This window comes from Sodalis sp. (in: enterobacteria) (assembly GCF_036327475.1).
Lineage (GTDB): Bacteria > Pseudomonadota > Gammaproteobacteria > Enterobacterales > Enterobacteriaceae.
Genome location: NZ_CP132913.1, coordinates 418092 through 443841 on the forward strand (window position 1 = coordinate 418092; position 25750 = coordinate 443841).

Here is a 25750-nt window from a genome sequence, read left to right on the forward strand (position 1 = left end):
AGCGCGGCATTGCCAGGACGATAATCAGTTAATTATATTAATATAATTAATAATTGATGTAAACGATCAAAGCGTCATCTTTAGCGTTATCAACCCGTGGGAAACGCCGTCCGTTGCCTGTTTAGCGCCGCGGGTCGGGTGATTTTCGCACGGCGTCAAGGCATTAAAGGAGGCGTGGCGGCAATCTCGCTTACTGTATCATTTGTTGAAGGGTCACGTAGGCAGTGTTGCCCGAACAGTTGAGGGCAGTGCGCCGGACCAGCGAATTTTACAGCGAGCGAACTGCGCTTACGCTAATGTTAGCCAGCACCCGGTTAATGTGTAGCCAGAGCGACGCGCTTTATATTCGTTTAGCTACTTATGCTGGTTTTCTGCAAATTGGGTAGCGCCAGACCCTCAAACAGTAGATCCGGATATTCATCTTTAGAAATCTGAAAAACAAATTCATCTTCCCCTTCGCCGTCCTGGCTAGCATTTCCTTGATCGCTGTTTCACGACGGCGGCCACTCGATGCGATCGTTTTGCACAAAATAGTCGTTGCCGGGATACACCCGACGGCGCATGCCTCCCATGCCTTAATGAAGGATGGGTGCATTGATGTCTTGGCAATCGACACCGACCACACGTTTTCTACATCGGTAACCGAACGCTTATTGATGGCCCAGGCAATCGACTGTTTAATTTGAGACTTATAGCAAGAAACGCTGTCGGTTGACCATGTTCTTATTTTCGCCGTTAAGTCGTCGATTAATAAAACAGAGCATTATCTCCTCCGGACGACAGTATCTACGCGTCGTGTATCACGACGATTTCCTTACCCGTAGATACCATTCGCATAACAGGCGCGCCGTTTACGTGTGTCTCCTTTTTCAAAATCGTCATGTTTTTTGCTCATCCGTGGACATTTTCGCATTGAATGAGATAACCGGCAGCAACTCTTCGGTATTGGAGAACATTTTTCTCAATAACGACACGCAACTTCTCATAGCTGGCCCAGTTCAGATATAGCCGTTGTTGCTGGCGCGGGTGCGCAATTAACGATTTCGTTGCGAAAATCCTTTGGCTTATGCCGGACGGCTTTTGATTTTTCGCGGTATTCCTAGTCCTGGATCCAGAAATCGGCATAGGTGACATGGCGGTCAAAAATGTTTTGAGCATATCCTGAATAGGATTCCAGATAGGCGGTCTGAATTTTCTTGCTGATAACCTCGGCATATTTCAATGTATTTTCCCGTCACATTCTGTGGAAACTATTCACGCTCAACCTGCCGTTCTAACACGTAGAACAAATACATATGGTTGACTGCTACTGCGGTATAGTTAAAATTATACGCTTGCGCTTGACAAGCTGTTTATCCCTCCATCAACGCCGGCATAGTCGCGATACTCTTGATACGACTTGGTGCTGGGATCGGTGCTGGAGTTTTCCGGCTACTTCAGTTGCGAAAGAGTCGAGAAACGAACCAGAGAGTTTCTAACGTACTTCGTAGGGGCACCTTGACGATGTAGACACGATCGAGGAACGCCTCATTGTTTTTGTTATTGCGGAACTGGACCTACTCCGATTCGTTTGAGTACGCTAGGACGAGGCTGTTGAACAACAGCGCGTAATGCCTTCGGTGTCGTTATAATTGCCCATTGCGTCGCGGTCAGCAGCGGATGCAGCACCTTAATGGGCACCTTGAACATTTCGACGAATTTCATCACCCCTTGATTGGCGCAGCACAGTGCGCTGAAATAACCGTAGGAGTCAGAATCGTTCTTGGCGTGGTCCTCTGTCCACTTGCCCAGAAGCGCGGAAATATCCTGGTTGTTTTCATCGCCGGGTTCGGTTTTGGCGATGGATATCTGTAAAACAACTGATATCACTACTGAACTCGTGCAGTCGTTTGGCGGCCCAGGGCGACTGATGGTGACGAGATAGCGTCAGGGGAATGCTCCGTATTCTTTTCTTTCTCGAGAATATGCGCATCCTCCTGCGGGTTAAGCAGGCACAAGGGATGGTTATTTACCAGTCTGCGCTCGCCGTTGGTGCTAAGCACATAGATGGGAACTTGCTGTAGAGGGATTTTGGCACTCCGCCGCCGCCGACGATTTCCCGCCGCCTACCGAACATATCAGACATGGGATTTGCTTCTTCTCTTCTAATCCCTAATCCGCATGCTTTAAATAAGAAACGATTTGCTCGATAGCCTCTTCCGTGCCGCAGAATTCCTCGAAGGCCGAATAGCGGGCTATCGTACAAAAACAGGCGGGAGAACAAGCTTCCTGAACAGGTCGATCTCACGGGGTGCCGATGGCCATCAGAAGTCGTTTAGCGCAGAAGTCGTTCAGCGGCGTTGGCGAATGCGCTTTGGTCCTGGTGACATATCGTGGAAATTCCTGCATGGCGAACTCTTCTCCTTTGCAACTTCATGGCACTGTGACGGTAATGGCCAAATATGTTCATTTGGTATCGGTTTAAAGGGACTATAGGGGATAATACTAGACCCTCTCCCGAAAAGATGCTCACTGAGCATAGCAAACACTACGCCAACTCGTTCGCACTTTTATGCTACCGGACTCAGATTAATCCTTTTCTATAACAAAGTTTAGTTGGTATCTGATAGCTGTCATGGTACCTAACGCCATTTGAAGAGATTTTAATGACTCAGTTTGCGTTTTACGTCTACGCCCGCCCTGTTTCATGCGGTCTACGGCGCAATACGCAAGATATGTAAAGGATATATATAGATTTAAGATATAATTTGTTATTTTATATGTCTGTAAATGAACGGATTTACATTATCCGCGTGATTTTTATATTATATTTACAGTATACGCATATTTTCTTAGCGGGAAACATACATTCGTGAAAACGCATGCCCCTAAACTACTTAGTCTCGTTTTAGCTGTGAGATTGCTGTCACCAATGGCCGCTGTGACCAAGGTTGATCACTCGGCGTCTCGGCCGTGTACGCCGCCAGCCCATACCGTAGTAATGATGATACCGTTTCCGCAGATATGGTGGTCAATACGTGTATGTAAAAGGCTTGAGCACTGGCTACTATCTGTTTGAAAGCCTGCAGAATCAATTATTTATCACGGTGATCTATGCGCCTTGGCATTCCCGGCCAAGTAAAACGATTACAACGACATGAAAGCCTTAGGCAAGTCAAGAATGGCCGATTTACCCTGATATCAGGCATCTGCACGATATGGGTTAGTAAAGACTAAACAATTATTATTACGGTGTGAGCCGCAGCGGCCAGGTGAGTACCATGCTGACGACGGCTGCTCCCCTTATATGGAGCTGACCGTGAACTATGCTATTGCCCAAGGTTGCGCACCTACGTGATGGCGCGCTATCTGCGTATGAACGACTGCGTATGAACGATAAAGCGAGCGAAAGACAGTTCGATGACCGATAGGTAATCTATCGGCCTGAAAGGGGCCGGATTTATCTTTTGTCGCAAACCGTTGATGCGATGCTGCGGCTGCAGCAGGACGGTAATCGCCCGCTGGGGCGTGTCCAATCTGGAGTGACGGCCTGCAGGAGTTGTGGTCGCTGACTGGCGGCGGCGCGTGCGTGACCGATCGGTACTATATCACTTGGTTTCGCGTGGGATTTAAGGTGTCGCGAGCGGCGACTGCCGGTAAGAGCTTGTTTCTCGCTGGCGCGGGCCAGTAAATTACGTACAGGGTTGCTGCACTACGAGGTGGTACAGGGAATGGGCACCGAATTAGGGGCAAGCGCGGTTCAGGTGGTACTGCTGTCGTGGATCATTCGCGAGCCGGAGCGGCTACCAGAAGTCCAGTCTGAGGTATATGAAAGAGAACGTTGACGCTTTAGGATTACCTTACGCCGGAGCACCTCGCGACTTGGACCGGGCTTTTCCAGTGCGACGGGGCAAGACCGCGCTGGATGGTGCTTAAAGCCAAGCCCCTCTGTCGCGGGCCTGATTCTAGCGCTCGGTCAGGATGGGACGCCGTCATTGGCTGCGAGCTTGCACGGAGCAGTATTCGCATGAAACCGGCCCACTAGCGCTGGGCGCCACCACAGCGTTAGCTTATGATTTGCTCAGGTGCCGCGCCGATTGACCAGCGGATCGTTCGCGGATCGTTCGCTCGCGTCGTCTCCACGCACACATAGCTCAGATAACTGTCGTCAGCGAATCTCAAATCGAGTGTGAAAGGGGACTTTCCCACAGCTCCAGGCCACCACGCCCTGCTGTTGCTCAGCCTTGTCGCCGTTGACTTTATCGATAAAGCTATCGCCGAGTCCAGTAACATGGATATCGGCAATGGCCCAACGGTGAAGTAACTATGCAGCACAGACGTCGTCTGATACTCGCCCCCTGCCACCAGTTTGAACGTTTGCCCGAAAAAGATCAGTTAGACCTGTTTATGTCCTCGCTATAGTAGCTCAATTTCCAGGAAAGGATGCGGGCGAAGCTGTGGCTGGTATAGAACCTCACTAAATTAGGACCAACAGATCGGTATGCTGCCGTGGATGGCCACACCTTCTTAGAAGGTGCTTTGTTCTCTTAAGCACAGCACCGGTTTTCGCCGGCCGGCTGCCCCGTACCCGCTCGACCACTACCAGCGGTATTCATCGTTATCTCTCCTGAGTAAAATGGCGATATCTCGTCATCCATGTCACCAAACTCATTTGTTGGCGATATGGGAGATCAGATCCAACACTTTATTGGAATAACCGGTTTCGTTATCGTACCATGCAACCAATTTGACGAATTTGTCGTTCAGCGCGATACCCGCTTTTGCATCGAAAACGGAGGTCAGTTTCTCGCCATTGAAATCAGTAGAAACCACGTCTTCATCGGTGTAACCCATCACGCCTTTTAGCTCGCCTTCAGCAGCTTTTTTGATGGCGATGCAGATGCCTTCATAGGAAGACGGTTTTTCCAGACGTGCGGTCAGATCAACAACCGAGATGTTTGGCGTGGGAACGCGGAAGGACATACCGGTCAGTTTACCGTTCAGCTCAGGAATGACTTTACCTACCGCTTTGGCAGCGCCCGTGGAGGTCGGAATGATGTTCTGGGAGGCGCCGCGGCCACCACGCCAGTCTTTATGAGACAGACTATCGACCGTCTTCTGGGTGGCGGTAGTGGCGTGCACGGTGGTCATCACGGCTTCAACAATACCAAAATTGTCGTTGATAACCTTAGCCAGCGGCGCCAGGCAGTTAGTAGTACAAGAGGCGTTGGACACGATATCCTGGCCATCATAGGCTGTGTGGTTAACGCCCATAACGAACATCGGGGTGTTATCTTTGGACGGGCCGGTCAGCACCACTTTTTTAGCGCCGGCGACGATATGCTTGCGCGCGGTTTCATTTGTCAGGAAGATACCAGTGGCTTCGGCGACAACGTCGACGCCGACCTCGCCCCATTTCAGGTTAACCGGATCCTTCTCAGAGGTACAGCGGATGATTTTACCATTTACTACCAGATGACCGTTTTCCACGACGATGGTGCCGTTAAAGCGACCATGGGTTGAGTCGTACTTTAACATGTAGGCCATATAATCCGTATCCAGCAGGTCGTTGATGGCAACGATTTCAATATCGTCACGCTCCTGCGCGGCACGGAAAACAATGCGGCCGATACGGCCAAAACCGTTGATACCTACTTTAATAGTCATATATGCTACCAGCTATTTAATAATGAGTAAAAGGTTAAATGATTTACAAAAACCTCGTGCAGCGTCAAGAGGAATCGTGTCAATAGTTGCGACAAATCAATCCAGATCCCGTTCAGCACACGATACGCCATTGACGTCAACATACTTGCAGCTCATATTGGGTCGTCATCGTCCAATATAAACTGCGACAAATTGCAATTTGTGATAACAATCACATTTCAACAGCTACAACACTGCATCATAGAGTTTATACCAATATACCAATATACCAATATACCAATATACCAATATACCAACAATATACCTGCCGCATTGTTAATTATTCGTTATGGCGACCGTTGTCAAAAGATGCTGTAACTATCGACATGGCGGCTGTTTGCTTTTGTGAACTACCGCCGCCAGATCTGTACGGTTAAGTCGAGGAATGGAAGTCCGTGCTCAGGGTATCTTGCACGCAATGCACCGGCTATAAATCTACTCAAGCCACTCCAGTACGCCGAGCGTATTGATCGGCTGCCCGGCGTTAATGACGAAACTGCCGTGATCTCGTAGATACCAGTCCCGGCCTGTCCACCACAGGAATGCTCCGCCGGACGCACAGCGCCAGCGCCGCATTGGCCACGGGATCACCGCATTGCCCTGCGACACCACTAGCGAAAAATCATTTTGTAAATCAATTAATAATAATGCTCTGGTCATGGTTTTCTCCTAATGCATTACTGTTGCTCAATTCGCCACGCAGATCCTGCCGCATGAGATGGCGGATAGCCTAGTAAGGAAATGATTAGCTAAGTAAAGTAAAAATATAGCTTGGTCATGGCGTCTTCTACCGTCATATCAAAACCGATAAGGACCCCTGAGCGGGACACTTTCCGCACATGCCGGTGAGGGCGTAAGATAGCGGATGCGGATGGGGATACCTGCCTCTAGCGACGGCGGTAAATTCGGTGAGGCGAAAACATCAAACTCATCGGCATGGGCCTTAACGGTATGGTTGCCGTGCAACAGTTTGTTATTGAAAAACAAACCGACTTCCTTAACCGGATAATGGGCAGCCAGATACAGTGCGTTGGGCAAATGGTTTGCCATTCGGAGCGGAGCGCTTCCGGGGGTATTTACGAGCCGGTGACGATGCGCTGCATACCGATGGTGCCGTCGGTATAGGCGGCGTAAATGGATTTTCTGCATGGGGGCGAGACGCGTGGTCGGCAGTTACGCCAATTGTAAGGCACTTATTAAATAACACCGGCTGCCAGCAGCCTAGCGCGTCAGAAAAACGCCTGGTTCAGACCGGGCGCTGATGCGCTAGGCCGTTTCGGTGCGATAACAACGCTGGCTCCTTTAGCGCATCATTTGTTCGCAAGAAAGACAGAACGCGTAGCGATTTTGCGGATCATTCCAGTTGAGCCCTAGGCCGACATCCATCTTTAGCCGGTCAACCACTTGAGTAACCTGCGCCGGCAGCCAGGATTGAATCACGCTTGGCAGTACAGCATACACCGACGCGCTGGTTTGCGTAAACAGTGAGTCCAGTAGGCCTGGCTCATTCAGATACCAGTTCAACTGGTATTGCTTCAACTGCGCCAGTTCGGCAGCTTTACTTACCGCGTCGTCGAAGTCCCCCAGCTGGTCCACCAGGCCGTTTTGTGCGGCATCGCTACCAATCCAAACATGCCCTTGGCCGATCTTATCAACTTCCTCCGGCGTCTTATGGCGGGACTGCGCCACCAGGTTGATAAAGTTGTGATAACCATTTTCGACGTTAAGCCGCATCATCTGCGAGAATTCTGACGGCAGTGTTTTGGTCATCGACACATCTGCCAGCGGTGAGGTCGCGACGCCATCGGTGTGGACGCCGATGGCGTCAAGAGAACTTTCCACGGTATTGATCATCCCGAAGATACCGATCGATCCGGTCAGTGTGCTGGCGCTGGCGATGATGTAATTGGCGGGTGTGGAGATCCAATAACCGCCAGAGGCCGCGACGCCGCCCATGGACACCACTACCGGTTTGCCAGCGGCACGTGCAGCGTCCAGCTCAGAACGGATAAGTTCGGAGGCGGTGACGCTGCCGCCTGGGCTGTTAACTCGGAACACAATGGCTTTGATATCAGGATCCAACCTGGCATAGCGGATCTGGTCGGCGGTAGCGCCTCCTACTGACCCCGGAGTTTCCGGGCCATCGATAATGGCGCCATTGGCAAAGATCACGGCGATTTGCCCGCCCTGCTGCGACGATGGCGCCGACTGGTAATCGTAAATACTGATGCCGTTGAATGTTTTGTCGCGCTTGTTCCAGCCAAAAGCCTTGGTCAGCGCATCGTCAATCGCCGAACGGGACGCCACTTCATCGACCCATTTGTTATTAAGGGCAAATTGCGCGGTATTGCCCTGAACAGCGCGCAGACCGTCCAGCATTGCCTGGGCGCCAGGGAACAGCTGCTGCGGCGTAATTTGCCGGTTGGCCGCAGCAGCTGTCAGATAATGCTGCCAAAGCTGATCTACCCAACGGCTATCGGCCTCGCGGGCGTAGTCGGACATATTGTCGCGCAAGAAGGGTTCGACCGCGGACTTATACGTTCCGGCGCGGAAGATGTGGCTATTGACCTTTAGCTTATCGAGCAAGGTTTTGTAGTAGAGGTTGTTTGTAGCGATACCGTATAAATCCACTGCACCCTGAGGAGTGAGATAGATTTTATTGGCATAGCTGGCAAGGAAGTATTGCGCCTGGCTATAACGGTCTCCCACGGCGTAGATGGGCTTGCCGCTATCGCGGAATTCACGCAGCGCCTTACCGATGTATTGCAGTGAGGCCTGATCTGCACCGGCGAAATCTTTCAGCGATAATACCAGCCCGGTGATATTGTCGTCGCCTTTCGCCTGGCGCAACATATCCACCGTATCAAACAGCGAATTTTCCTGCAGCCGGTTGCTGGACGCGCCGAACAATTCGCGACCAAGCTGACGGACTTTATTATTCATTGTCGGCTTATCGACCACGGTGCCAGTCAGATCCATCACCAATGCACCTTTTGTTGACGTCAGCGGCGTGTGCCGCACTTGCAAATAGATCCCGACCGCCACAATGATGAGGACTACCAGGAATACGTTGAGGATAAATTCGCGGATAAAATTCAGTAAACGCCAGCCCCATTTAAATGAGCCGGAAATAATTCGCCACAGTGCGCGCATGAGATCTCCAATAAAACAGCGAAGTCCGAAATCATAATATAAAATTTGTTCGGCCGCGCCCTCAAAAACGCTACAGGTAAACCTTACCACTGCGCGCTCAGACTATAGCGTTTCATCATCATTGAAGGAGAAGGTCGCACCCGACTGAGCGAGTTGCTCAGCCAGTTGGATTAATGCCAGCATGGATCTCAAGGCATTGAGAAAGCGAAACAGGCGCCGTTTCGCGCGCCGTTGATTATCGCGGTCGTAGCCTACTGCGGTAGCCGTAGCCAAAGTAACGCACCGCGCTCATGCAGTTGTTGCAACCCATCGCCGCGGCGATGGCTATATCGCCTGTGGCCTGGATCACATGGTGCCTGGTGTTATTGGTCATCCACTGTAGCAGGCGAAGTCTGATGTCTATGACGAGCGGCTATACCTGCTAGTCGCTGGTAGATTTGCCCATTATTCCGAAAAGTGGCGGCTACAGCCACGGCCCGAATGTAATCAAAACGATATTCGTGGAGACCGAACAGGTTATTCACGCCGGCAACTCCGACCGCGAGGGTCAGCTGCTGGTGGATGAGGTGCTGGTTATCTGACATTCAACGAGGCCAACGAAACGCTGCAGCGCCAAGCGCTTTTTGGTCAATGATCTCAATCAACAGGCGGTTAGCCGTTTGCGGGATAACAGCGAATTCGTGCCGTTGTACGTATCGGCGGCGGCGCTGGCGCGCACCGACTGGCTGTATGAGATCAATATGACCCGAGCTTACACCTTCAGTGGGTGTTATCGGTAGACAGAGTGCAACGCCGGGAAGAGATAGAACATTTGTGCTAAAAGTTTATTTTGACGTGAAATCGCATATTGTGCGCCGTTACAAGAATCCTTTACCGCTCATGGGTATCCAGCGACGCGTATGAAAGCTGGCAGGACGAAGAAGGGCGCTTATGCTACATCGTCCGCTGGCGGAGCATGTGTGTAGCCCGTATCACCGGCCAGCCGGTGCATGTGATGCTCTATCAAACCAAACAGGGTTTGGAAACGCGACGCTGCCGTTTGTCTTGTCGGCATTGTAAATCGAGGCCGCAAAGCGTTTTGGTCGCAGTGCGCAGCAGATGCTCGATACCTGTCATCGGCCAAACCCACAAGCTTATCACCTACCACATGATAAACAGCAAGGATTCGTCGTGGTGGCTTTCACATAGTCTTGCGGATCGGGTAGAAGCACTCTTTGGTCAGGAATTTGACCAGATGGCCCGCTACCCTGGGGAAAGTAGCTGTTAACCACCGCTAATACGCCTGTCGGTGTGATGAAATCGGCCATAATAATCCGGGCTGGGTGTCGTCTCCGTCGACACTAAAGCCGCGGTAGATGGTGAACGGCTTTTCGAGTAGCGTCACGCCATAGTAGCCTTTCTGACCATGATGGCAAACATTGTAACCGTGACGAGAGACTGCTTCGAGAGGGAACATATCGTCGTGAACTTTGCCTGTAGACCGATCACATCAGGCTGCAATGTCATGATGATGGCTCAATCTGATAGAAGAGCGCGTAGCCAATTGATATTTAATGAGATAAACTTCATGGTTTCTGCCAGGTGAAAGGTTATCGGCAGGTGTTAGCAGAAATCATCAGCCATAAAAACGCGGCGCAATGTCATCGCCGGGCGAGAAATTGGCCCGTGTGCTGTTAACAGAATGTTTAAGGGCTAGGTGAGGGGGAGGGAGAGGATGATTCGCTGCTTTGCGCTCATCCTACGTGCCGATACTGCGCATCGTTGTTTTGCGCTGCTCGACGCGAACATTGGTCGAAGGCCATCACCTTCCACACGGATATCAGGAAAACTAGGGTGGTCAGCAAGAAGCTTGCTGAAATGGTGGGTGGGGGAAAGATTCGAATCTTCGAAGTCTATGACGGCAGATCTATAGTCTGCTCCCTTTGGCCGCTCGGAAACCCCATTCGAGCGAAAGATGACAATAACGCGTCAAGCTGGCGCTTCATATCAAATAAAGTGGCGCTGTAAAGCGCTAACGCCGCGCCCCAATTTTCCACTTTTTCTCTAGCTGCAGACGAAATGTGAGCGATGGATGCTGCCACTAGGCGTACGGCGTTAAAAATAACAGTCCGGTTGCCGTAGACGAATATCCTCTGCGCCAACGTAGTACGCGGCATAACGCCAGGCTCAGGATGTTTGTCTCCACGCTCGCCCCTTGCGCGCATCATATCTTCCGCGGTGTAGATACGATCGACGTGAATCACGTCCTAAATAACATGACAGGGGCTTCATCCAGGCTATCGTTAACGTAGTGCGCGGTAACGCCAATGTTCTTCACCCACTAGCTCGTTTGCCTGGTGGTACGGACGTGCGCTGATAAGCGCCGGCAGGAACGAGTGATGAATATTGATGATTTGATTGAGGTAATGATGCACAAATGTTGGCGTTAGTACGCGCATATATTTCGCCAGCACCACATAATTTGTGGCGAGCGTTTCGTGGTTGTCGATGACCACGGATATCTCCACATCGAGATACAGTAAGCGATTTCATCAATAGGTCTCAAAACAATGGGCTTCTTTTGCGTCCGGCGTGATTCAATTCCCGTAGCGTTCCTGCAGGCAGTACCTCGCCCAGATCGGCGTACTCAATACCCAGCTTATGTTTGAAGCAAATGCTGGCAATTGCACAATTAGATCTTCGGAATCCGGACGATGGTGCGTAATACCGTTCTTTGTACATTTTTCGACTGCATTGACTTACGGATTCTGTCTTGTCTGTTGATTTTGTTATGAGGCGGGCCGCGAGGGAGCGGCGAATTATTGCCCACTTTTAAATTCCGGCCATCGACATATCGTCGTAAAAGCGCGCGCTAAATTCCACATAAGACCGCGCCAGCGGGTGACGCATAAGTCAGCTCATTACGCCACGCAGCGGCGCAAATTTGTGGGTGCCAGACAGCAAGTAAATAATCGACTCTTCTATCACAAAGGCGATGTAGTGTGAACGCATCAGCTGTTTGGGGTTACGGGCAGAAAGTTGCCCGACAGGAATGTGGCATAGCAGTCAGTATGTGGCCTACCGCTGTCGCAAGAGTAAACTGAGCGCACACGAACTCCTTGTTTAATAAGGGGGTAGAGACCCACGCGATCGCAGAAGCGAGGAATAAAAAGGTATTTTACTAAAAACGACCGCCGCTGCGACTTTTGGCTAAACACCGACGATAAAATGCCCGACCGGTATCCACAAGGGTGGGTTTTACCCTGTATTGGCGGTTCGCCCTTGTCAAGCCGGCCAGAAAACTCCATCTCGTTACTTATAAGCAAAAGTGGTGTGTTACAGCCACTGCTAGAAATAAGTAGAAGAAGGGGCTTCAATAGCCAAACCATTAGCAAACAAACTTGTTCTTATCATTAAGGATGATGCTGTTTTTCGATCCGTAGTGAAGCAATTTCTGCTGACATTAGTGGTTGATGTTGTCGAGGCCAATCAAAGGCAACATGCGCTGGAGAAGTTGGCGTCCATCCGTCCTGATGCTCGAAATGAACGGTCTGACCTTTGTTGAGCGTTTTCGCGCGACTAATAGCTCCACCCCTATTCTGATTGTCTCCGGCACCGATCTAATGACCAATATCGCCCAGGTTCTTCTACTCGGGGTGCGAAACCGGTGAAGAATTTCCCCGTTTGCGAGAAACGGTGCTGGACTGTCTTTATCCTGATATATTACCTCCCAAGTCGACGAAGAAGGGCAACTGTTTCAGGTGGTGCAGGATTGGGGCGCGCTGAGCCAGCATCCTGTGGCTGCGGCGAAACTTCTCAAATAGTTACAACCTCAGGTTAAGTAGAATATCGCACAATGCTGTGTCAATTATCGCCAGTTAACCACGGCGAAGCAGCCGAGTCTGGTGCCAGATATCGTCGCACTTTCCGATCACAACTTGGCTTTTATTACTTCGACATCACCCGCGCTAGAGAAAGGTTTTGGCAGCCTTGCTGTTACGAGTGCTGCTCAACAGCCGCTACTGGCGTTTAGCCAATCGCGCGCACAGTTTGCCTGAATCATCCACTTGGTTAAAACAGGTGAATCAACTTTGCGTGAAGCGAATCTTGAAGGACAATTCCTTTATTAGTAGGCAATTACATCGATTGATGAACAATTTAATTTTAGTGTCGGCCGGCCTCAATGCCACACTGAATACCAATAACAAGCAAATCCAGTTCAATAGCGGCGCACCTCTCAGCTTGATGGGAACACCTACCTCAATCAGGTTAGCCAGTACTGCACGCCTGGCAGTGCCATACTTGGCGCACCGGCGGCCGTCTGCGGCTCATACTCAACACCGACTAGCCGTCCAGCGCGTCAGAATTCGTAAGAAAATAATCAAATTAATACCTTTTACACGCACTGTGGGGTAATTATCCTATTTTAGACTGAACGCCCATTATTCCACGAGTTTCCCATTCTGAAACTGATATAATAGAAAAGTTAACCATATTATATAGATAAATTTTATCCTAACGAAGGAGAGGTGGTACATGTCTGCTGTTATGACAAAAGTGAAAAAAGCAGTAATCCCGGTGGCGGGATTGGGCACACGCATGTTGCCGGCAACCAAAGCAATCCCGAAGGAAATGCTTCCCCTGGTGGATAAACCTCTGATTCAGTATGTGGTGAATGAATGTATCGCCGCAGGCATCAACGAGATCATCTTGGTCACCCACTCATCCAAAAACTCCATTGAAAATCATTTCGATACCAGTTTCGAGCTGGAAGCGATGCTGGAAAAACGTGTCAAGCGTCAACTGTTGGCGGAGATCCAGGCGATTTGTCCTCCCCATGTAACCATTATGCAGGTTCGTCAGGGGCTGGCCAAGGGACTGGGACACGCGGTCTTGTGCGCGCATCCGCTGGTAGGAGATGAGCCGGTTGCGATGATCCTACCCGACGTGATTATCGATGAATATAAATCTAATTTACAGACCGAAAATCTGGCGGCGATGCTAAGACGCTTTGAAGATACCGGCCGCAGTCAAATTTTGGTCGAGCCGGTGGACGATGTCACCAGCTACGGCGTGGTGGATTGTCAGGGTAAGATCCTCAATCCAGGTGATAGCGTAGAGATGGTAGGCGTGGTCGAAAAACCGTCGGCGGAAGAAGCACCGTCTAATTTGTCCGTGGTTGGCCGCTATGTGCTGTCCGCCGATATTTGGGCATTGCTGGAAAAAACCCCGCCCGGAGCCGGCAATGAAATTCAGCTGACCGACGCGATTGCAATGCTGATGAACAAAGAAACCGTTGAAGCCTATCACCTGAAGGGACTGAGCCACGACTGTGGTAACAAATTGGGTTACATGCAGGCGTTCGTTGAATATGGCCTGCGTCATGAAAGTCTTGGCAAAGAATTCAAAACGTGGTTAAAAGACGCCATCACAGAATAAAGTGCTGAAGCTTTTAGATACATTTGGCTACATATTGATACAGACCAGGATCACCCAACGTGAAAATAACGGTTTTTGGTATCGGCTATGTCGGTTTGGTGCAAGCGGCGGTTTTAGCCGAAGTGGGGCACAACGTATTATGCGTCGACGTGGATGAGCGCAAAGTCGAGAATCTGAAAAAGGGCGTGATTCCCATTTTCGAGCCAGGGCTGGCACCGCTGGTGCAGCAAAATTATGAAGCCGGACGGCTAAAATTTACGACGGATGCGCAGGTCGGCGTCAATCATGGCGTCATGCAGTTTATCGCGGTAGGCACACCGCCGGATGAAGACGGCTCTGCGGATCTGAAATACGTGACTGCCGTGGCGCGGACCATCGCGCAACACATGCACGATCATAAAGTGATACTGGATAAATCCACCGTGCCGGTGGGTACGGCGGATAAAGTCCGCGCCACGATGCAGGAAATGCTGCAAAGCCGCAATAGTACGCTAACGTTCGATGTGGTATCCAATCCTGAATTTTTAAAAGAAGGGGCGGCGGTGGCCGACTGCATGCGCCCTGAGCGGATTGTGGTAGGTACCGACAATAAAGATGTGGTGGAATTACTCCATGAGCTTTACGAGCCTTTTAACCGTAACCACGACCGGATGATCCTGATGGATATTCGCAGCGCCGAGCTAACCAAATATGCCGCCAACTGTATGCTAGCTACCAAAATCAGCTTTATGAATGAAATGTCCAATCTGGCAGAATTGCTGGGTGCAGATGTGGAGAAAGTACGCCAGGGCATTGGCTCAGACTCGCGCATCGGTTACAGTTTTATTTATCCTGGCTGTGGCTATGGCGGCTCTTGCTTTCCGAAAGATGTGCAGGCGCTCATTCGGACCGCCGAGCAGGTCGGTTATCAACCTAAGCTACTGCAGGCTGTCGAAGAGGTAAACTACAAGCAGAAATACAAACTACCGGCCTTTATTCGTCGCCATTTCGGCGACGATTTAAGCGGTAAAACTTTTGCGCTGTGGGGGTTATCGTTTAAACCCAACACCGACGATATGCGCGGAGCATCGAGCCGAGTATTGATGGAAGCGCTATGGCAGGCTGGCGCGACGATTCAGGCTTTCGATCCGAAAGCGATGAATGAAACGCAGCGCATTTACGGCCACCGCGACGATCTGCAATTGATGGACACCAGAGAAGCTGCCCTGCGTGGCGCCGATGCGTTGGTCATTTGCACCGAATGGCAGAACTTCCGAGCGCCGGATTTCGATGTCCTGAAGGCGGCCTTGAAACAGCCGGTGATCTTTGATGGCCGTAATTTATACGATCCTGAACGCCTTGCTAATCGCGGCTTTGTATATTACGGCATTGGCCGTGGCGCGTCGCTTGCTTCTCCTTTCTGAGAGACCGTGATGAAATTTTTGGTCACTGGTTCAGCCGGTTTTATTGGCTATCATGTCAGCAGGCGTCTGCTCGCTGACGGTCATCAGGTGATCGGTATCGACAACCTGAATGATTATTATGATGTGTCGCTAAAGCAGGCCCGCCTTGACGGTCTGTTGGCCTATGACGCTTTTCGTTTCCACAAGCTTGACTTGGCGGACCGGCAGGGTATTGCTAGCCTGTTTGCCGATGAAGGATTTGAGCGGGTGATCCACCTTGGCGCACAGGCTGGGGTACGTTATTCGCTGGACAATCCCCTGGTCTACGGTGAAGCCAATCTGATCGGTCATCTTAATATCCTTGAAGGGTGTCGGCATACGCAGGTAGGGCATCTGTTGTACGCCTCCTCCAGTTCGGTCTATGGCCTTAATCGCAAGTTGCCCTTTTCCACGGACGACACGGTAGATCATCCTGTGTCGTTGTATGCGGCCACAAAAAAAGCCAATGAGTTGATGGCGCATACCTATGCGCACCTGTATCGATTGCCGACCACCGGTCTGCGCTTTTTTACCGTATATGGCCCATGGGGGCGCCCGGATATGGCGTTGTTCAAGTTTACCCGGGCGATGCTCAGCGGTGAGCGTATCGACGTCTATAACGGCGGAGACATGTTGCGCGACTTTACTTACATTGACGACATTGTCGAAGCCATCATTCGTTTGCAGGATGTTATTCCGGCATCAGATGCCGACTGGACGGTGGAAACCGGCTCGCCGGCGACGAGCTACGCGCCTTATCGCATCTACAATATTGGCAATAGTCAGCCGGTAAAGCTCATGGACTATATTCAGGCGCTGGAAGGGGTCCTCGGTATCCAGGCAGAGAAGAATCTGCTGCCGATGCAGCCCGGCGATGTGCTGGAAACCAGCGCGGATACGCAGGCGCTGTTTCGCGCGATTGACTTCAAACCACAGACGCCGGTGGTGGAAGGGGTCAAACATTTCGTCGAATGGTATCGCGAGTATTATCAGCGTAATGTATCGCCACCTAATAGCTAAAAGCGGACCGGCCGCTTTTGCCTGTCATGTTTTGGGTCTCCGCTGCAGTCGTTTATGCTCTGGTCGGTAGGAGGAAAGCCACGCGCGCCGCGAGCGCCAGACAGGGCATCGTGGCCGGGCAGAAGTCTAGCGGTTAGATATCAGCGCGGGCCAATGCGCAGAAATAGTCACCGCCTCTTGCCTTAAGAGAGGCGGTCAGTGTGGGCGTATGGCTTGCTTTAGTCCGCCAGGCATGGTCGGTTGGCGGAAAGCGTTCGCGCCAAGGCCCGTCAGCGCGCTCAACGCGGCGAGAGAAGGCGGTCATTGCTAGGGCCTGGGCGGAAGACGGCGCCCACCAAAGGATCCTTGTTGGTGATATGCCTCGATAGAGGAGACATGATTCGGCTGTAGGGGCAATGCCGCAGCGACAGTTGCGCGAACGCGACCCTGATGAGGTCGTTGTCTTGCCACTTGCTGCTGCGGATGTTCCCGGTGGCTGGCTTATTGTCGCGGGTAGGAGCAAGCGGGGACGAAAGCCTTCCAGGAACGGACCGCAGACTTAGGCCAGCATAAACTGGCTCCGCTGTTATATCTTTTATGATTCATCAAATGCACGCACGCGGAACAGAACCAGAAATATGGCCTCCTCACAGGCGCTTCCTGTTGTAACAGGCATGCACCGCGGCTAAAAGGGAACGTGGAAGATTCACCGGCTAATATACATATAGGTTAACGAACATATTCACCCTATGAAAAGCTCTCAGGAATGCGGCATAACGAACATTTTAGTAGCAGGGTTGTCCTATTTTGACATGACGATTTGCCGCCTTCCTTACTGTTTCTGGCAATACTTTGCAAAAAAAGATTATAACACTTACCTTCGGCCACTGAAATCACTGCAAGTGAAATATTTCTTGAGCGTCATAATGCATTCTAATCAAACCGTCTTCACGGTAACGGCTTTTAACTCAACGGAAAATTAGCGCATATGGCGCGGATTCGTGTGTAATAGACCGCGGCTTCTGGAAAGCGCTTACGTGAGGCGGATAATAGGGTAGTGGGTTTGGACTTTGTACGCGGTGCACAACGCAAAGGACAGATAAAACCCGCTTCGGGAAGCGGGTTTTGCAACTTGGGTGATTATAGCAGGAAATCTTCCAGTGCTTTTCCTTTTTCATCAATCGCTTTTTTGATTATCGCCGGGGTACGGCCTTGGCCTGTCCAGGTTTTAACGTCGCCGTTTTCGTCGGTGTACTGATATTTTGCCGGACGAGCGGCGCGCTTGGTTTTACCAGCGGATTTAGAGGCGCTCATCGACTGCAGCAATTCGTTAGGGTCGATGCCGTCGGCAATCAACATTTCGCGATATTGCTGTAATTTGCGTGTACGCTCTTCAATTTCGGCCTGGGCTTGACTATTTTCCTCGCGGCGTTCATTGACAACGGCCTCTAGTTTCTCCAGCATTTCTTCGAGAGTTTCTAGAGTGCATTCTCTGGCTTGTGCGCGCAGAGTACGAATGTTGTTAAGAATCTTTAGTGCTTCGTTCATTGACATAATCTCGAATATTATAAATTGGCGTCGCAGTAATAATAGAGCGCTAGTTTCTTTTCTGCAATACCCAGATTGTGATTAATCAAAATATTCTTTATAAAACGCCCATGACCCCGCAACTGTAAATATATTGTGATCACCGGAACAGCTTCATCACGTCCGAATATGATACACTCTCATCCTATTTATTTGGTCCTATCATTGAGAGGAGTGCCGAACGGATGGCACAACTCTATTTTTATTATTCCGCAATGGATGTCGGCAAGTCTACCGAGCTACTGCAGTCCTCATTAATTACCAAGAACGCGGTATGCACACGCTAGTGTTTACGGCGAAAATCGATGACTGCTACGTCCGCGGGCAGGTCAGTTCCCGTACGGCCTGTCTTCTCCTGCCGAACTTTCAATGCCGAAACCGATTTATTTGCGGCCGTGGCGGCCACCCATCGGCAACAGGCCTTCATTGCGTGCTGATAGATGAACGTGCTTTTAAGCCGCGAACAGGTCGTCGGCCTGGTATGAAGTGGTGATCCGGTGCTATGCTATTATGGTTTGTGTACTTTTTCGCGCGGAGCCGTTTACCGGCAGCTTGTGTCTGCTAGCCTGGACAGAAAGCTGGTGGGAAAGCCGTATGCTATTGTGGGTGCATGGCCGGCCGCACGCTGTGCATCGACGAGCATGGAAAGTCGCGTGTACGAGGGTAGCTGTGGTGATTGGCTGTAATGATCGTTACGTGTCGGTGTACCGTAAACATTTCCGGGGTGTTGGCGCGCGGTAACCCTGTGCTGGGAATGAAAATCTCTCACACGCCTAGCAGCGGTGCTGGGAGTTTTTCACCTCTCAGCCGCCAGGGTGTTTGCGTCCTCGGCCGAGTTTCGCGTGTGTTGTCGCGCACCGGTGTCAAGAGGAGGCTGATGTGTGCTTGACGCTGCATCAGATGTGGAGATGGTGTAAGATGACCAGATTGGCGTCGACAATCGCTATATCTGGCACTACAGCATAGTCCGCCAGCGGGTATTTGCCCTGTGGCGTTATCAGTCACCACGGCGAACGGCGTGACTTCAAAACCCGCACACGAGGTGGTGGTAATAGCGGGCATTTTCGCCTTCACGCTAGTTTTCGGGAATGTTATAGATACGTTTATGGATATCCGTAAAGCGCGGCGCCAACTCTTCAAATGGGTTTCCGGATGCCCATACATCACCTATATGATTTTGGCGGCGTCCATCGGTGAACCCCATCCAGGGTGACAGTGATATCCTGGCTTGAAGAAGTTCATTTGCGTCGCGCCTTTGTGCACAATGCTCAACGTAGAGTCTGCTTCGACTTCAAAGAACACTTCAGTTTCAATGCCACGTTTTCAGATCGAAGTAGTCATTATTGAGAGGTGTCTGAGGCCTACGTTTTCAGCAATCGAGTCATTACCCCGGAGGTGGAAGATGACACCGTTATCAAAGGTTTTCGACATCAAGACAGATGCAACGACGCGTTTGATATCGGCGGTTTCACCCACCACGATGGGGTATGTTACCGACGCCAGTGACGAGTTTACAGGAACTGTAAGCGGCTTGCGACGGTTGTCGATCCAGTCAACGTATCCTTGAGGCGTCCATGCGACAATGACAGCCTGCAATACGATGTCGGCCACTTTGTTGAGGCCGATCGTCCCAGAGATGGAGATGGCACCAAAGGTGCCATCCTCGGCCAGAATGCTACAGGTTTTTATAAATGTATTCAGAAGCAAAGTTATCTTAATAACTTTGTCTTTCACGATACCCATACCTGATTCGACCACCGCCATTTTGCGAGCGGAATACGGTCATCTTCCGCGGCCAGGGCGGCCGCACGGAAAATTTTTCTGATCCTGGGTAAAATTTGCATATTCGCGCTATGCTTTTCAATCGTGCAATTAAGGTATTGAGTTCAGGAGTATTAGTAACAGCCATATTGCTCTTCTAACGAAGTTGAAATTACGATAAATCTGTTAAACCTTTTAAGTAAAGAGCCTTGTGTTGACAATTACCGATTTGCTCATTCGTTGTTCATTTGAACCGTTGCGTCTTGACATTTTGGGTCATGGCGCTTTACTTAACTAGTCTTCAGATCACCATCATTAACATCTTCTGATTTACCTTCCGGTATCTTAATCACCTTATTCGTTTCCTTAATGTAAAGCTTACAGGGTATCGAACGCAATATGTGATCTGAATCAAAATGCAAGCTAACATCTTTCAGCTTCAATAAAAACGCTTATTGCCTGAGAGATATCTCACCAAACATGACGCAATGGCTGTAAGAGAAAGCACAAGCGATGAGTCATATTACCGCTAATGACACGCTATCGGGATTATTTTTCCACCGACATAAGCTATGCATTAAAATTTTTACATTAATTGACGTTGTTTATGAACCTGGCCTTATTTCCCTGCGGTATTTGGGCCATGACCGACGCAGACGGCATCCTAAAGGGGCTTCTTCAACAACTGAGCCTTTACGTCGTGAGAGAGGGCTGCGCCACTAGGACTTCATAGGTGCTTCATGCTAGGCTGACGTCTTGAGCGCGCTGCGCGCTGTATTGTGCGCCTACGGGCGACAGGCTGTGATAATCTGATCTATTATTAGTAACCGGTATAAGCGGTGCGGCGGCATTACATTATTCGGCACATTCGCCGGTCATAACGCGTGTGATGAATACCAAATACCAAATGTCAAATAATGCCAAATGCTGAACGCCGAAGGCTGATTGCCGGACGTCTAAACAACAAACAACAAAAGTCAAACAGTGAACGGTAAACAGACAAAAGAATTGCCACTCGCCGTCTGGAAAACGTCCGAGGTCTAGCAGAGCGCCGTCTTGAGTGTGAGTTGGGCGGGAGATACCCGTTGCTGCCCAGACAGCAGCGGTAAAATGCGCGCATTCCCGCCGCGTAAATTATTGCGTTGGGAGAAGAGCCTTAAAGCAAGGCGGATTGTACAATGAGGCGGCAAATGTGCACTATTTGGCAAGAACGTAAATGAATTTTACGCGGCATGCGGCAAGAAAAAACTTTCTACGCTATTTTAAGCCATTTATAAGTAGCGCGCATCAGATTCTATCAGCAGACGGAACAGTAGCTAGATAAAGACTCAGTAATCGTCCCGGTGTATTGCTATGTTAGCGTGCGTTTGGTTAAACCTTACGTATGGGTTATACAACGGCTGCTGGGAGCGATTCCAATGCTGTTCATTCTGAACATTATCTCATTTATTTATTGCAGCTGCCCCATAGTGATTCCGGTCCGTCGTTTAAATATAAAGACTACTCGATCAACGATCGGCCAAGCTCGACCCGCGACATTTTTGTAGTGGTCTGGGTCGCTGCTGACATCATGGTGGCGCTCAAGTAGAATACCAAATAGGACCATCGCACAATGGGGTTCGCGATGACCAGCGTGGTTATTCCCAGTTTCGTGCTGGCGCCGCTGCTGGAGCTGAGCCAGCACGCTCAAATGGATGACGTTTTTCGATCAGATCATCTTTTTTATTTCCATCTGGTTAGTTTTATCCTGTGCCAGTTCAAGAAAGTATCGTAGGCCGCTTCGAGCGTTTCGTTATCCGTTGAGATTGTCAAGATCCATCATTACTGTCTCATTAACTAAACTGACGTTATCACGGCATGCCGTCTAGTAAAATTACAGCAATGGACTGAAAAAGTAGAACAGCCGCTCGACGATACGCTGCCAGTAGGGACGCTTCGACCAGACTCTGGCCTCTATAAGCCGCGACCGGGCTAGATAATCCTTCTGTACCCGCGCCAGATCGCCACCGAAATCGTCATCGTCTATGACCAGCGTTATCTCAAAATTCAGCCACAGGCTGCGCATGTCCAGATTTACCGTTCCTACCAGACTTAGTTGGCCATCCACCAACACGCTTTTGGTATGCAACAGGCCGCCTTCAAACTGATGGATTAGCACGCCGGCTTCCAGCAGCTCGGCGAAGAAGGCCCGGCTGGCCCAACCCACCAACATCGAATCGTTATGACGTGGAATGATGATATGAACTTCCACGCCGCGCTGTGCCGCGGTACAGATGGCGTGCAGCAAATTATCACTCGGCACAAGATAAGGCGTGGTCATCACCAGTTGCTCGCGCGCCGCGTAGATAGAGGTGAGCAAGGCCTGATGAATGACGCCATCGGGAAACCCCGGTCCAGAGGCAATGACTTGTATGGTATGTCCCATCGCCTGTTCAAACGGCATAATATTAACGTCGTAGGGCGGCGGCAAAATGCGCTCGCCGGTTTCTATTTCCCAATCGCAGGAAAAGATGATGCCCATGGCGGTGGCCACTGGTCCTTCTATGCGCGCCATGATATCAATCCACTGGCCAACACCGGCGTCTTGTTTAAAAAAGCGCGGATCCACCATGTTCATACTGCCGGTGTAAGCGATGTAATTATCGATTAGTACCATTTTTCGATGCTGGCGCAAATCCATACGGCGAAGAAATACGCGCAGGATACTGACGTGCAGTGCTTCCACTACATTCACGCCGGCATCGCGCAGCCGCATGGGGTAGGGGCTGCGGAAAAACGCCACGCTGCCGGCCGAATCGAGCATGAGCCGGCAACGTACGCCGCGCTGCGCCGCGGCAATTAACGCTTCCACAACCTGGTCTACCAGGCCACCGGCCTGCCAGATATAGAACACCATCTCAATATTGTTTTGCGCTAGACCGATATCGCGAATCAGCGCCAGTAGCGCATCATCTGTACTGGTCAGCAGCTGCATTTGATTACCTTGCAGGCCGCCAATGCCCTGTCTGTGCTCGCAGAGCTGAAACAAAGAGCGAGCCACTTCGCTATTTTCACTGGCAAAAATACGACGACACCCTTTTAGATCTTCAATCCATCGTGCGGTGGAAGGCCAGAGCGCCTTACTGCGCTCGGCGCGGCGTTTACCCAGATTGAGCTCGCCGAATAACAGATAAGTAATAATCCCCACCAACGGTAGAATATAGATGACCAGCAGCCAGGCCATGGCGGAAGGCACCGCGCGACGTTTCATCATTACCCGTAGGGTGACGCCCGCGATCAACAACCAATAGCCGAAGAGCAATAGCCAGTTGATTACGGTATAAAGCGTTGTCATAGGAGCGAAAATCCTGTTCGCGGAGCGTTAGCCTGAGTTTACGCATAAGGGGCGCAAAGAGGAAATTGTTTTACTGGACGTGCGATGCTCGCAAGCCGCCCTCGGCTTGGCATGGCGGGGAAAGTGGCTAACGGCGTCCATTGAGCCCGTCCAAGGTCTTAGTGATGAAACAAAGCCGTAAGAAGTCAACTGCTGGCGCATACAGCCTCAGGTCCAGCATCGGCGTAGCCAGTTGGTTGAAGCGCAATCCCGCGCCTACCGCCACCTAACGCGCTTGAGCCATCTCCAGCTCAAACGGCAGCGGCGCTCATTGTCGTTTGCCCTTTCTTACATGTTGAGCCACCGCGGCGTTGACTGGCAATACAGGCACTTGGTTATTGACGGCTAACGTACATCCTAACGTGACGTTGGCGAGCGGCTCATAAACCGGCTTCTGCCGGTTGAGGTGCGACAAACGAATGCCTGTTTCCCTTCCTGAGGCAATATCTGCAGCGTTACTGCATGGCGGCCATGGTTGAGGTCGACATAGACGAGCTGGTATTTTCCGTGTCGCCGGCCGATGCTGCCGCGGCAACGGAGCTGAACACAAAACTGGCGTCACGGTTGCTGGCACTACCGGAATCGCTCTGCGCTACTGTTAAATGTTTAATGGGGAATGCAGTTTTTCTACGGCACGCGAAAAGTGACCAGGTGCAAACTGCAAACTGGATATGGCCATAGGGGCTACCGATTTAGTTCGCGGGAACAGGATATTATCCTTAGGTGTATTTTGATGACCACTACGCTATACCCTTTAGTCGCAGCCCGTCGTAATAGATAGCGTATCTGGTGTATTAGCACTCCGCACGACGCCGTGCCCTGCCTTCGCTTCCGTTAATGTTGCTTCCGCATTCATCTTGTCAGGCCGCAGCCACTGCTGGAGGTTTGCTTTAGCACGGTTATGTACCGGCCGCCAGACTGAACGTCTGACTATCCCGCATTCTGGCGGGTAAATTCATTGTGCTATCCTTCTATTGATGTCGCAGATATTGAAGGAAAAAATTTGTGGCGCTTGGTAAGCGATATCAGCGGCGTTGAGGGCAAAATCACCTCTGCCGCCGCGGCCAATACCGCCAAGTCGCCCGCTATCGCGCATGCATGACTGAAAATCTTCATCGCCAACAACCGATGCTAAGCGATCCCGACAAAATCTATCTAGGACAGACCTTAATCGTTCCTCAATAATATGACTGTGGGTAATTTGGCGATGATAGTGGGCTCAGAAAGCGATCGCGGTCGGGAACGTAACGGGCGAGAAAGTGCCATCACTCGAATCCAGCACGCGACGTCTGACTCACGTTTGATGCTGCGATGTTGTTGTCCATTTTAGTTATCGGTGGATTGTACGTGCAGTCTGGCGGGCAACTTCCTGTGCCTTTGTTGGCTGCGTTGCCCGCTCCGCCAACGCAGTTAAGCGCTTTACCGACCGTGCCTGCGGGGCACGCCATCGTGACACTAACTTCAGAAAACTTTTTTGTATGGCTTCACTTGTACTCTGGCATACACGCCGGCGGCAACGTAGGGATCGGCCTCCGACCAGGCTTGTGCTGCTTCAAGAGAATCAAATTCGGCGATGACCGTTGAGCCGCTAAAACCAGCCGCTCCGGGATCGTTGCTGTCTATGGCTGGAGTGGGGCCGGCGGTGAGCAGGCGACCCTGATCCCGCAGCAGCTGAAGGCGCGCTAAATGAGTAGAACGAACGGACAGACGTTTTTCTAACGAATCGGCTACGTCTTCGGCATAGATAACATAGAGCACGGTAAGACTCCCAACCTGTAATGAGGAAAAGCAATTCACGTTATGATATTGCATCCTGCAGCGCAACGAAAAGTTTGGTCGTCTGAATAAAACCGTGAATTCCGTACCATAGACGGAGCCACCGAACGAAACGGGTTTAGTGGGCGCCGTTGAATTGGCACTTGTCCGGCGGCAGCGGTTGGGGTTTACCGCTGTTATCTACCGCGACGTAGGTAAACACCGCCTCGGTAGCCCGGTAGCGCTGGCCGATGGGCTCCGATGACACTTTTTTCACCCATACCTCGATATTGATGGTTAACGAACTGGTTCCAGTTTTCAGACATTGGGCATAGCAACAGATAATATCGCCCACCATCACCGGCTTTAAAAATGTCATGCCGTCAACGCGCACCGTCACGACCCTGCCTTGCGCCAGTTCTTTCGCCAAAATGGCGCCGCCAATATCCATTTGCGACATCAGCCAACCGCCAAAAATATCGCCGTTGGCATTGGTGTCCGCCGGCATAGCCAGCGTGCGCAGCACCATTTCGCCGTGTGGCGGCTTAATCACTTCGCTCATCATTACTCCCGCCTAACATCTCATCCCGCCAAAGGC

General features: G+C 50.9%; 16 protein-coding genes, 1 tRNA gene, 1 other RNA gene and 9 pseudogenes. 12 read left to right on the plus strand and 15 right to left on the minus strand.

Annotated features, from left to right (window positions below):
- Positions 1 to 193 precede the first annotated feature (193 nt).
- Both GPOALKHO_RS02260 and GPOALKHO_RS02265 read right to left on the minus strand, forming a co-directional pair.
- Positions 194 to 764, minus strand: a pseudogene (locus GPOALKHO_RS02260) (DUF444 family protein); the annotation flags it as partial.
- A 36-nt stretch (positions 765 to 800) separates the two neighbouring features.
- A pseudogene (locus tag GPOALKHO_RS02265) lies at positions 801 to 2449 on the minus strand (PrkA family serine protein kinase).
- Between the two features lie 1234 nt (positions 2450 to 3683).
- On the opposite strand from GPOALKHO_RS02265, the gene GPOALKHO_RS02270 reads away from it, so the two are divergent.
- Both GPOALKHO_RS02270 and GPOALKHO_RS02275 read left to right on the plus strand, forming a co-directional pair.
- A complete protein-coding gene (locus tag GPOALKHO_RS02270; protein ID WP_406702797.1) occupies positions 3684 to 3824 on the plus strand; it encodes a hypothetical protein in 141 nt (46 codons plus the stop codon).
- Positions 3825 to 4168: 344 nt separating this feature from the next.
- Positions 4169 to 4303: a hypothetical protein gene (locus GPOALKHO_RS02275; protein ID WP_406702799.1), complete on the plus strand. Its 135-nt coding sequence runs from the start codon at positions 4169 to 4171 to the stop codon at positions 4301 to 4303.
- Positions 4304 to 4647: 344 nt separating this feature from the next.
- Here the strand turns inward: GPOALKHO_RS02275 and gap are convergent, their stop codons facing one another.
- From gap to GPOALKHO_RS02300, 5 genes and pseudogenes are all read right to left on the minus strand, one after another.
- Positions 4648 to 5646 (minus strand): type I glyceraldehyde-3-phosphate dehydrogenase, encoded by a 999-nt coding sequence (gene gap / locus GPOALKHO_RS02280; RefSeq protein WP_406702801.1) that lies wholly within the window; start codon positions 5644 to 5646, stop codon positions 4648 to 4650.
- 474 nt (positions 5647 to 6120) lie between these two features.
- Positions 6121 to 6345, minus strand: coding sequence for a hypothetical protein (locus GPOALKHO_RS02285; RefSeq protein WP_406702803.1), 225 nt, complete (start codon positions 6343 to 6345; stop codon positions 6121 to 6123).
- A 177-nt stretch (positions 6346 to 6522) separates the two neighbouring features.
- Positions 6523 to 6761 (minus strand): annotated as a pseudogene (locus GPOALKHO_RS02290) (asparaginase domain-containing protein); the annotation flags it as partial.
- A 226-nt stretch (positions 6762 to 6987) separates the two neighbouring features.
- Positions 6988 to 8838: a signal peptide peptidase SppA gene (gene sppA / locus GPOALKHO_RS02295; protein WP_406702804.1), complete on the minus strand. Its 1851-nt coding sequence runs from the start codon at positions 8836 to 8838 to the stop codon at positions 6988 to 6990.
- Positions 8839 to 8940: 102 nt separating this feature from the next.
- Positions 8941 to 9111 (minus strand): hypothetical protein, encoded by a 171-nt coding sequence (locus GPOALKHO_RS02300; protein WP_406702806.1) that lies wholly within the window; start codon positions 9109 to 9111, stop codon positions 8941 to 8943.
- A gap of 34 nt (positions 9112 to 9145) precedes the next feature.
- Here GPOALKHO_RS02300 and GPOALKHO_RS02305 point away from each other — a divergent pair.
- Positions 9146 to 9982 (plus strand): annotated as a pseudogene (locus GPOALKHO_RS02305) (DNA topoisomerase); the annotation flags it as partial.
- Positions 9983 to 10537: 555 nt separating this feature from the next.
- Here the strand turns inward: GPOALKHO_RS02305 and GPOALKHO_RS02310 are convergent.
- The 3 genes and pseudogenes from GPOALKHO_RS02310 to GPOALKHO_RS02320 form a co-directional block, all read right to left on the minus strand.
- Positions 10538 to 10661: non-coding RNA, RtT sRNA (locus tag GPOALKHO_RS02310), on the minus strand.
- Between the two features lie 39 nt (positions 10662 to 10700).
- Positions 10701 to 10783, minus strand: a tRNA-Tyr gene (locus GPOALKHO_RS02315).
- 151 nt (positions 10784 to 10934) lie between these two features.
- Positions 10935 to 11572 (minus strand): annotated as a pseudogene (locus GPOALKHO_RS02320) (formyltransferase family protein); the annotation flags it as partial.
- 621 nt (positions 11573 to 12193) lie between these two features.
- On the opposite strand from GPOALKHO_RS02320, the pseudogene rssB reads away from it, so the two are divergent.
- From rssB to GPOALKHO_RS02340, 4 genes and pseudogenes are all read left to right on the plus strand, one after another.
- A pseudogene (rssB, locus tag GPOALKHO_RS02325) lies at positions 12194 to 13165 on the plus strand (two-component system response regulator RssB).
- Positions 13166 to 13353: 188 nt separating this feature from the next.
- Positions 13354 to 14256 (plus strand): UTP--glucose-1-phosphate uridylyltransferase GalU, encoded by a 903-nt coding sequence (galU, locus tag GPOALKHO_RS02330; protein ID WP_406702807.1) that lies wholly within the window; start codon positions 13354 to 13356, stop codon positions 14254 to 14256.
- Between the two features lie 59 nt (positions 14257 to 14315).
- Positions 14316 to 15659 carry a UDP-glucose dehydrogenase family protein gene (locus tag GPOALKHO_RS02335; protein ID WP_406702808.1) on the plus strand — a complete coding sequence of 448 codons (1344 nt, stop codon included), beginning with the start codon at positions 14316 to 14318 and terminating at the stop codon, positions 15657 to 15659.
- Between the two features lie 9 nt (positions 15660 to 15668).
- A complete protein-coding gene (locus tag GPOALKHO_RS02340) occupies positions 15669 to 16697 on the plus strand; it encodes an NAD-dependent epimerase (protein WP_406703335.1) in 1029 nt (342 codons plus the stop codon).
- 1119 nt (positions 16698 to 17816) lie between these two features.
- On the opposite strand, the gene hns is transcribed toward GPOALKHO_RS02340, so the two are convergent.
- Positions 17817 to 18224, minus strand: a complete 408-nt coding sequence (gene hns, locus GPOALKHO_RS02345) for a histone-like nucleoid-structuring protein H-NS (RefSeq protein WP_406703337.1) — start codon at positions 18222 to 18224, stop codon at positions 17817 to 17819.
- 313 nt (positions 18225 to 18537) lie between these two features.
- On the opposite strand from hns, the gene GPOALKHO_RS02350 reads away from it, so the two are divergent.
- A complete protein-coding gene (locus GPOALKHO_RS02350; RefSeq protein ID WP_406702810.1) occupies positions 18538 to 18756 on the plus strand; it encodes a hypothetical protein in 219 nt (72 codons plus the stop codon).
- Positions 18757 to 19180: 424 nt separating this feature from the next.
- Here GPOALKHO_RS02350 and GPOALKHO_RS02355 read toward each other — a convergent pair.
- A pseudogene (locus GPOALKHO_RS02355) lies at positions 19181 to 20080 on the minus strand (iron-containing alcohol dehydrogenase); the annotation flags it as partial.
- Positions 20081 to 21408: 1328 nt separating this feature from the next.
- Here GPOALKHO_RS02355 and GPOALKHO_RS02360 point away from each other — a divergent pair.
- Both GPOALKHO_RS02360 and oppB read left to right on the plus strand, forming a co-directional pair.
- Positions 21409 to 21612 carry a hypothetical protein gene (locus tag GPOALKHO_RS02360; protein ID WP_406703523.1) on the plus strand — a complete coding sequence of 68 codons (204 nt, stop codon included), beginning with the start codon at positions 21409 to 21411 and terminating at the stop codon, positions 21610 to 21612.
- Positions 21601 to 21699: pseudogene (gene oppB, locus GPOALKHO_RS02365) on the plus strand (oligopeptide transporter permease); the annotation flags it as partial. The gene GPOALKHO_RS02360 and the pseudogene oppB, both read left to right, overlap by 12 nt.
- Positions 21700 to 21897: 198 nt before the next feature.
- Here the strand turns inward: oppB and cls are convergent.
- A complete protein-coding gene (cls, locus tag GPOALKHO_RS02370) occupies positions 21898 to 23358 on the minus strand; it encodes a cardiolipin synthase (protein ID WP_406702811.1) in 1461 nt (486 codons plus the stop codon).
- Positions 23359 to 23551: 193 nt separating this feature from the next.
- On the opposite strand from cls, the pseudogene GPOALKHO_RS02375 reads away from it, so the two are divergent.
- Both GPOALKHO_RS02375 and GPOALKHO_RS02380 read left to right on the plus strand, forming a co-directional pair.
- Positions 23552 to 23746: pseudogene (locus GPOALKHO_RS02375) on the plus strand (YciY family protein); the annotation flags it as partial.
- A 609-nt stretch (positions 23747 to 24355) separates the two neighbouring features.
- Positions 24356 to 24499 (plus strand): hypothetical protein, encoded by a 144-nt coding sequence (locus tag GPOALKHO_RS02380; protein WP_406702813.1) that lies wholly within the window; start codon positions 24356 to 24358, stop codon positions 24497 to 24499.
- Positions 24500 to 24858: 359 nt separating this feature from the next.
- On the opposite strand, the gene GPOALKHO_RS02385 is transcribed toward GPOALKHO_RS02380, so the two are convergent.
- Together GPOALKHO_RS02385 and yciA are read right to left on the minus strand one after the other, a co-directional pair.
- Positions 24859 to 25155: a YciI family protein gene (locus GPOALKHO_RS02385; protein WP_406703339.1), complete on the minus strand. Its 297-nt coding sequence runs from the start codon at positions 25153 to 25155 to the stop codon at positions 24859 to 24861.
- Between the two features lie 136 nt (positions 25156 to 25291).
- Positions 25292 to 25714: an acyl-CoA thioester hydrolase YciA gene (yciA, locus tag GPOALKHO_RS02390; protein ID WP_406703340.1), complete on the minus strand. Its 423-nt coding sequence runs from the start codon at positions 25712 to 25714 to the stop codon at positions 25292 to 25294.
- Positions 25715 to 25750 lie beyond the last annotated feature (36 nt).

Coding starts and splice junctions, on each gene's coding strand:
- hns (WP_406703337.1), bottom strand. CDS start 18,224: ATGAACGAAGCACTAAAGATTCTTAACAACATTCGTACTCTGCGCGCA.
- GPOALKHO_RS02360 (WP_406703523.1), top strand. CDS start 21,409: ATGGGTTATACAACGGCTGCTGGGAGCGATTCCAATGCTGTTCATTCT.
- galU (WP_406702807.1), top strand. CDS start 13,354: ATGTCTGCTGTTATGACAAAAGTGAAAAAAGCAGTAATCCCGGTGGCG.
- GPOALKHO_RS02350 (WP_406702810.1), top strand. CDS start 18,538: ATGCACACGCTAGTGTTTACGGCGAAAATCGATGACTGCTACGTCCGC.
- sppA (WP_406702804.1), bottom strand. CDS start 8,838: ATGCGCGCACTGTGGCGAATTATTTCCGGCTCATTTAAATGGGGCTGG.
- GPOALKHO_RS02340 (WP_406703335.1), top strand. CDS start 15,669: ATGAAATTTTTGGTCACTGGTTCAGCCGGTTTTATTGGCTATCATGTC.
- gap (WP_406702801.1), bottom strand. CDS start 5,646: ATGACTATTAAAGTAGGTATCAACGGTTTTGGCCGTATCGGCCGCATT.
- yciA (WP_406703340.1), bottom strand. CDS start 25,714: ATGAGCGAAGTGATTAAGCCGCCACACGGCGAAATGGTGCTGCGCACG.
- cls (WP_406702811.1), bottom strand. CDS start 23,358: ATGACAACGCTTTATACCGTAATCAACTGGCTATTGCTCTTCGGCTAT.
- GPOALKHO_RS02285 (WP_406702803.1), bottom strand. CDS start 6,345: ATGACCAGAGCATTATTATTAATTGATTTACAAAATGATTTTTCGCTA.